This window comes from Ferroplasma sp. Type II (genome assembly GCF_000496155.1).
On record NZ_KI542746.1, the window covers coordinates 36,940 to 43,646 of the forward strand.

8 protein-coding genes, 1 tRNA gene and 1 pseudogene are annotated in these 6,707 nt (G+C 36.6%); 4 read left to right on the forward strand and 6 right to left on the reverse strand.

Annotated elements, in window-relative coordinates; all coding sequences use genetic code 11:
- Positions 1–42: 42 nt before the first annotated feature.
- Positions 43–798, forward strand: coding sequence for a polyprenol monophosphomannose synthase (locus AMDU4_RS09360; RefSeq protein ID WP_021787739.1), 756 nt, complete (start codon positions 43–45; stop codon positions 796–798).
- On the opposite strand, the gene AMDU4_RS09365 is transcribed toward AMDU4_RS09360, so the two are convergent.
- Positions 772–2,088, reverse strand: coding sequence for an FAD-dependent oxidoreductase (locus tag AMDU4_RS09365; RefSeq protein ID WP_021787740.1), 1,317 nt, complete (start codon positions 2,086–2,088; stop codon positions 772–774). The two genes, AMDU4_RS09360 and AMDU4_RS09365, sit on opposite strands and share 27 nt — an antisense overlap.
- Before the next feature lie 301 nt (positions 2,089–2,389).
- Between AMDU4_RS09365 and AMDU4_RS09370 the strand changes: the two genes are divergently transcribed.
- Complete coding sequence (locus AMDU4_RS09370; RefSeq protein ID WP_290704856.1) at positions 2,390–3,331, forward strand: alpha/beta hydrolase-fold protein; 942 nt, start codon at positions 2,390–2,392, stop codon at positions 3,329–3,331.
- A 15-nt stretch (positions 3,332–3,346) separates the two neighbouring features.
- Here the strand turns inward: AMDU4_RS09370 and AMDU4_RS09375 are convergent, their stop codons facing one another.
- Positions 3,347–3,652, reverse strand: coding sequence for a hypothetical protein (locus tag AMDU4_RS09375; protein WP_021787742.1), 306 nt, complete (start codon positions 3,650–3,652; stop codon positions 3,347–3,349).
- 113 nt (positions 3,653–3,765) lie between these two features.
- Here AMDU4_RS09375 and AMDU4_RS09380 point away from each other — a divergent pair, with 113 nt between their 5' ends.
- Positions 3,766–4,578, forward strand: a complete 813-nt coding sequence (locus tag AMDU4_RS09380; protein WP_021787743.1) for a UbiA family prenyltransferase — start codon at positions 3,766–3,768, stop codon at positions 4,576–4,578.
- Positions 4,579–4,880: 302 nt separating this feature from the next.
- Here AMDU4_RS09380 and AMDU4_RS09385 read toward each other — a convergent pair.
- The 4 genes from AMDU4_RS09385 to AMDU4_RS09400 form a co-directional block, all read right to left on the reverse strand.
- Positions 4,881–4,963: transfer RNA gene (locus AMDU4_RS09385), tRNA-Ser, on the reverse strand.
- Between the two features lie 2 nt (positions 4,964–4,965).
- Complete coding sequence (locus tag AMDU4_RS09390) at positions 4,966–5,127, reverse strand: hypothetical protein (RefSeq protein ID WP_009886324.1); 162 nt, start codon at positions 5,125–5,127, stop codon at positions 4,966–4,968.
- Between the two features lie 74 nt (positions 5,128–5,201).
- Positions 5,202–5,870 carry a hypothetical protein gene (locus AMDU4_RS09395; protein ID WP_290704859.1) on the reverse strand — a complete coding sequence of 223 codons (669 nt, stop codon included), beginning with the start codon at positions 5,868–5,870 and terminating at the stop codon, positions 5,202–5,204.
- Positions 5,871–5,939: 69 nt separating this feature from the next.
- Positions 5,940–6,134, reverse strand: a complete 195-nt coding sequence (locus AMDU4_RS09400; RefSeq protein WP_021786119.1) for a DUF2080 family transposase-associated protein — start codon at positions 6,132–6,134, stop codon at positions 5,940–5,942.
- A 51-nt stretch (positions 6,135–6,185) separates the two neighbouring features.
- Here AMDU4_RS09400 and AMDU4_RS09405 point away from each other — a divergent pair.
- Positions 6,186–6,707, forward strand: a pseudogene (locus AMDU4_RS09405) (ISNCY family transposase); the annotation flags it as partial.

A 6,707-nucleotide genomic window follows, 5' to 3' on the forward strand; every position in this document is an offset into this window, starting at 1 on the left:
ATATCAAATATTTTAAATTGAATAAGATTATTCTGGTTTAATATGCAATTTAATGCCTCTGTTGTTATCCCTGCCCTGAACGAGAAGGAAAATCTTGGCAAGCTTATACCCGATCTTAAAAAAGATAATATTTCATTCATATATATTATAGACGACAATTCCACAGATGGTACTGCCGATCTGATTAAACAGTTTCCAGACGTTCATTTTCTTTTCAGGAAGGGAAGGTTGGGACTTATAAGCGCTGAGATAGATGGGATGAGATTAACCGCTTCTGAGTATGTTGTTGTGATGGACGCTGACCTTTCCCACAGGCCAGAGGATATTCCAGGAATGGTAGAGCAGGCTATAAACACATCATCTGATCTTGTCATAGGTTCCAGATATACTGACAGTGGAATAACCAACGATGAATTTATTCGAAAAATAATAAGCAGGGGTGCAAATTTGCTTTTCAGGCTTTCCTTTGGCATAAATCTCCATGACTGCACATCTGGATTTAGGGTGTACAGTAGAAAAGCATGTGATTATCTGGGAAAACAGGTTGACATAGAAAATGGTTATGTGGGCCAGGTTGATATTGTGAATCGGCTCACACATCATGGATTCAAGATTACCGAATATCCAGTGGTATTCGTCAAGAGAACTGAAGGCAAATCAAAGCTTAAAATGCGAGAAATAGTAAATTTCTTTCTCTTTGTGATTTATAATAAAAAAATATTCAAACTTATAGTTAGCCTGTTTTCACTTACCATACTGATGGTTATTCTTTCATTTGTCCTGATCCGTTTTGTCTAATCCAAGACTGGCAGATATTAGTATGGGATCCCATACCGGTCCGTACTCAGGTTCATAACCCAGATCATCGTAAAGCAGGTCATACAATTTCATATGTCCCCATATTGCCGTGGCTATTACGTTGAGCCTCCATGCAGCGTTGTCCTTTCCTATAATTTGCCCACCAGCAATTTCCCCGGTATTTTTATTATAAATTATCTTTAGGAATATATCGGAACCATTCAGATAGTTAGATTTACTCTTTGCCTTTATGGAAACGCTTCCATAATTAATTCCCAGTTTTGCTGCAGTATTTTCATTTATTCCGGTGTATCCTACCTGGTATCCCATTACATTTATAATGGTAGTTCCAAGTGCCCCCGGAAACACCCTCTTATTCCCGAATATGTTGATTCCTATGGTTCTCCCCATCTTATTTGCAATCTGTGCAAGTGGATAATAATCAGAAGATCCGGTAACAATATTTTTTGTAGCCACATTGTCTCCGGCGGCATAAATATCGGGATCAGATGTCTGCAAAAACTCATTCACACTTATAAGTCCATTTGCGGTGAGTTTCAGTCCTGCTTTTTCTGCAAGTTCAGTTGAAGGTTTTATTCCTGTGGCAGATATAACAAGTTCTGTATTGAATGTACCTCTACTTGTGGTTACAGAATAATTTCCCGGAGAACCGGATATTGCTGTGGGAACTGAATTATATTCTATTTCTTTCCCATTTCTACTTAGAATATCTGTAAGTATATTTCCCATATCCCTGTCCATATGGGGTAGTACATATTCGTGTTTGGAAATAAGCCTTACATTATATTTTTCTCCAAGCAATGAAAACAGTTCTGTTCCCAGGACACCTGCACCTATTATGGTAATATCATTAACACCCCTGATCTTTCCTTTTATTCGAATCACATCGTCCATGTTCCTCAGTGCCAGCACATAATTGGCAAATCCCTCCGAAATCCTGGGCTCTGCACCCGTCGCTATGACCAGCTTATCATATGGGTATTTTTTTCCATTTGATTCTATATATTTTTCCTTTCTGTTTATTGAGTCCACAACTGCGTTTGTGATTACATCTATGCCTCTATGCTCGATAAATTCACTGAGAGGATAATGTAGCAGGTCATTGACATTTTCAAAATAACCAGAGAGATAATATGGCATTCCGCATTCTGCATAGGATACATAGCCTGTCTTTTCAAGTACGGTTATTCTGGCATTTTTATCCATTCTCCTCGCCTTAGATGCGGCTGACATACCAGCTGCTCCTCCACCAATAATAACAATATTCATGGCTATTCATATCAAAGGTTTATTTAACCTTAAAGATTAAATTTAACAAAAAATCAATATAAAATATAATAGGTCTTTGCTAAAAGGAGTTTATCGAGAATCGGATTACTCGTCATCATCGTCGTCCTCATCTTCATCATCATCTTCATCGTCGTAATGCATTGTGAAACTGACCATTGAAGCACCTCCAATAACTAAATTAATTTATGGGTTAATAAGCTTTTTGGTAGATTTCCTTACAATTTTGAAAATAAGGTTATAAAAGGGATCAAATCTTTATATGCCAAAAACATGGGATATTATGTATAAAATTATGGAAGATAAATTAGTCGCCAAATCGCTGAATGGAAATCCCCTGGGAGATGAATACAAAAGAAAAATAATAAGAATAGAAAATTGTGTAACCTCGAATACTCCTGTATTCATAGGACTTCCAGGATTTTTTGGTTCAGGAAATAGTTTTCTAAATAAAAGTTATACATCTTTCGATTTCATGGATGTATTGAAAAAAATGGAAGATCAATATAGCTATATAATAATATTACCAGATACAATGACAAAATTTGGTGGAAATCAATTTGTGGATTCTACAGCAATAGGTAATTATAAAAGTTTTATAGTCCTTGACCTTGTAAATTATATTCATGAACTATATGGAGATCGGGACATTTACCTCTTCGGAAAGTCTTCTGGAGGCTTTGGTTCTATTTCCATTGTTATGGATTATCCCAATATGTTCAGAGGATTCATAGATATATCCGGGGACTCATATTTTCCATACTGTTATATGCCTGATTTTGCAACAGCCTATATGGTTATGAAAGATAATACTCTCGATAGTTTCATAGAAAAATACAGGGAGGAGTTTATACATAGCCAGGATGAGCTGACAGCATATAATGTCGTGGCCATGGCGGCCTCATATTCGCCAAATGGTACAAAAATAGAACTGCCATTTTCACTGGATACTGGCGAAATAATAGAAGATATATGGAATAAATGGCTGAAATTTGATCCTGTTAGAAGGCTTATTGATGAAACTGAAAAACTAAACGGGAAAAAAATAATACTCCAGACAGGGAATCGAGACGAATACAAAATCAACATTGGCATGAATATGATTCACAAAATACTGGAGAAAAACAAAATAGAGCATTATTATAAAGAATATCCCAGTGGGCATTTTAATACCAATTATTTCTATATTGACTCATTTCCTGAAATTCTTAAAATGTATAAATGAAAAGTTAAAAAATCTTTATCCTTTCCATATACCTATTCCCAGTCCTATAAGGAATAATACCAGGACAATTGTCACTGCGCCTGCATGCCCAAGATTCAGTAATCCCGGGGCATTGCTCATATTCTTATAAAAGAACGTAGTGGCATAAGATATTACCTTGCTAGTTGAAATATTGGGTATAAATGACAACCCGGCATAACCTGCCAAAATAAAGGCGATTATAAGTAAAATAGCCGAAACAATTCCCTTTTTAATCGCTAGACCAAAGAGTAAACCATCAATTAATGCAATTGCTAATAATATGTAACCTGATATATCCATAGTTGTCTATATAAAATTTCATATATAAACGTTTGCATATAGTCTCATAATTTTCATGATTGCCTATGAAAAGGTAACAAAAATATAATATTAATGTGATTATTAGGCTTTAAATGAATAGATGGCTTAAAATTACACGGCCGGTGAATGGATTCATGGGTTTCTTTTCAATATACATAGTTGGATTTATAGCCGTAAACGTGCACATAACCAAATTTATAATCCCTCTGACTCTCGGTGCAATAAGTGTATTTCTTGTAACGGCTGGAGGAAATATAATAAATGATATAAGCGACCTTGAAACGGATAGGTATAATCATCCAGATAGACCATTGCCTGCAGGAACCATAACTAAAAAATCTGCATATTACCTGGCGCTGTCGTTTTTCATTTTAGGATTTTTAATTTCTATTTTCATATCTCTGCTTATCAGCACAGTAGTTATACTCGCTGAATTGCTTCTTGTCAGCTATGAGTTCAAAACAAAAAAACTTGGTCTGCCCGGAAATATTACAATAAGTCTTCTCATAGGTATGATATTCCTCTATGGGGGTTTTATCACGGACATGCTTTCAAAAATGATTCTGCTCTTCTTCCTGGCATTTTTCTCTAATATGTCCAGAGAAATAATGAAAGATATTGAAGATGTCAAAGGAGATATTGACAGAATCACACTTCCAAAAAGATACGGAATCAAGAATGCAAAAATTGTATCTGCTGCATTTGTGGTTACAACAATTTTTATATCGTTTTTGCCCTATTATTTCCATATACTTTCTATCTATTACCTGTACGCCGTGCTACTTGATGATTTATTATTCGCCCTTACAATATGGTATTTAAATGCAAATATATCGAGAGGGCAAAAGGTTTCGAAGGTGGCAATGATATGGGGCATGATATGTTTCCTTCTGGGTGGAATTTAATTTGTATATCAATCTAGAAGAAAGTCACCGTGTTATTATGTGGTAAATTCTTGTAAAGAAGATTAAATAACATTTATTATAAGGTGAGACCACAAAAATTTAAGGATTTTTTAAAAAAATTAACCGTTCCAGTGTCGTACATGAAATTCAGGCATGGTGCCTCCATACTGAAAGAATTTTATATACACCCCTATGTAATTTTTGTATGTGAAACAGGGAGCCTCTATGACACGGCATGAGGTAGTTCACAGTTTTACATAATTTCGGATTGACCAAAAATATTTAAGAAATTAAAATTAGAACGCGGGGAATGGGATTTGAACCCATGCTCTCATTTCGAGAAACAGCTTAGCAGGCTGCCGCCGTACCACTGGGCCATCCCCGCATTTACGCTGGATACCTGTCCTGCAGATCATTGGCAATTTCTTCCAGTATCTCTTCAAAGTTTTCATTTTCCATACTCACAACCTCGCCACTCGGCAAAGTCATGCGGACATAGTATATTTCACCATCTTTAGATATCTCAATATCAGCAAGGCTTTCTCCCATACACCTATAATTATTAGGTATATATTATGTTTTTCAATATTTGGCAATTATTTTTATATGGTATCAAAATCCGATTAGATTTTGATTGATTCAACCCATGCATTCAGATCCTTACTGGATAAGTTATTGTTAATCTCCAGTATCTTCACCAGGGCTATTAGAGCAGGCTTTCTTTCTTTGTCCTTCCCTATTATTGGCTCACATGGGTTGGGCCTTATAAGTTTTCTTGCACTGTCAAGTTCATCCTCTGTTATGGATGTGAATTCTTTAAGAAAATCAATCTTTGAAAGAATATTCTCTATGTAATGCTTATTCTCCACATTGGAAAGAACTGCAGTAAGTGCACCATACTTTCCCATCTCCCTTGCTGTCTGTGATCTTCCAGTCCGCCTGCGTATATGCATCCTTGACCACCTGTGCCCAATCTCCTCTATTCCATTGTGCCTCACAACATTAATTGTTTTGCCGTTCTTTCCTGTTACAGGCGACAGTAGTTCTTTTCTATGGTCCTCTATCCGTTTGCTGAATATTCCAGATATCCTTTTCAGTTCACCACCTGTAAATTCACCCTCTTTTATTATATCAGAGAGTGCATCATCCAGGTCCTTCCCCATTGCATTGATATCCATTGATTCATTTTTGAATCCATGGGAACTCATATCCCTTGATACCCTTAAGGCATTCCTTACAGACTCAAACCATTTCCACGCCCTTACAATGATACGGTATCTCTCCAGTACCACTGTACTGTGTGTGATCCCGATTACTGTTGCATAAATGTCTGTTACAGGCTTAACGGGTGTGGGACGTAATTATTTTTTACCCTTTTCCTGAATTGTTCCGGGATTTTTTGTGATTATCACATAAACCCTACGTCCAATATACCTTCTTGGAACATCCGCTTTTCCTGATGTTCCTATGGGTGTTACCGTGCGCTCGAGAAAACCCTCAATCTCATTTTCGTTCAGTATAAGTTTTCCATTATCCACTTCAAGTCTTCTTACCATGTATATGGATATCTATAGATAACTATTTAACCTTTTGTTACATTACCATTTATGTCAAGAATCGTATCCGGGGACATTAAGGATAAACTGCATGAACTTGACAGCATCCTATCAAAGAAATATGTACTTGAACACCCTAAAAAGGAAAGGGACTGGAGAACCTACGAGCAAGAATTTGCACAGAGAATCAAGATGGCGATGGAGGATCTTGATCCATTGATAAATGAAGCTGTTTCAATGATACGGATAGTTCCAAGAGCTGGACATCCACATTCTCTCACCCTGGAACAGAGGGTCAAGCTGTTGATGATCAAGCAGCTTGTGGGTGAATCAAACAGGATGTTTGCAAACATGCTTGCCATATTCTCCATGTTATCAGGAATAGATGTATCATACAAAACCATAGAAAGACTATATTCAGATGAGGAGGTCATAATTGCAGTACACAACCTGCATGTACTCATACTGGGGAAAAAGGATATTACGAATTCCAGTGCAACAGGTGATGGTACAGGTTATTCCCTTACTGTGAAGAAGAACTATGAATCATATGCACAGAAGCTTAAGGATCTG

Coding starts and splice junctions, on each gene's coding strand:
- AMDU4_RS09360 (WP_021787739.1), top strand. CDS start 43: ATGCAATTTAATGCCTCTGTTGTTATCCCTGCCCTGAACGAGAAGGAA.
- AMDU4_RS09365 (WP_021787740.1), bottom strand. CDS start 2,088: ATGAATATTGTTATTATTGGTGGAGGAGCAGCTGGTATGTCAGCCGCA.
- AMDU4_RS09370 (WP_290704856.1), top strand. CDS start 2,390: ATGTATAAAATTATGGAAGATAAATTAGTCGCCAAATCGCTGAATGGA.
- AMDU4_RS09375 (WP_021787742.1), bottom strand. CDS start 3,652: ATGGATATATCAGGTTACATATTATTAGCAATTGCATTAATTGATGGT.
- AMDU4_RS09380 (WP_021787743.1), top strand. CDS start 3,766: ATGAATAGATGGCTTAAAATTACACGGCCGGTGAATGGATTCATGGGT.
- AMDU4_RS09390 (WP_009886324.1), bottom strand. CDS start 5,127: ATGGGAGAAAGCCTTGCTGATATTGAGATATCTAAAGATGGTGAAATA.
- AMDU4_RS09400 (WP_021786119.1), bottom strand. CDS start 6,134: ATGGTAAGAAGACTTGAAGTGGATAATGGAAAACTTATACTGAACGAA.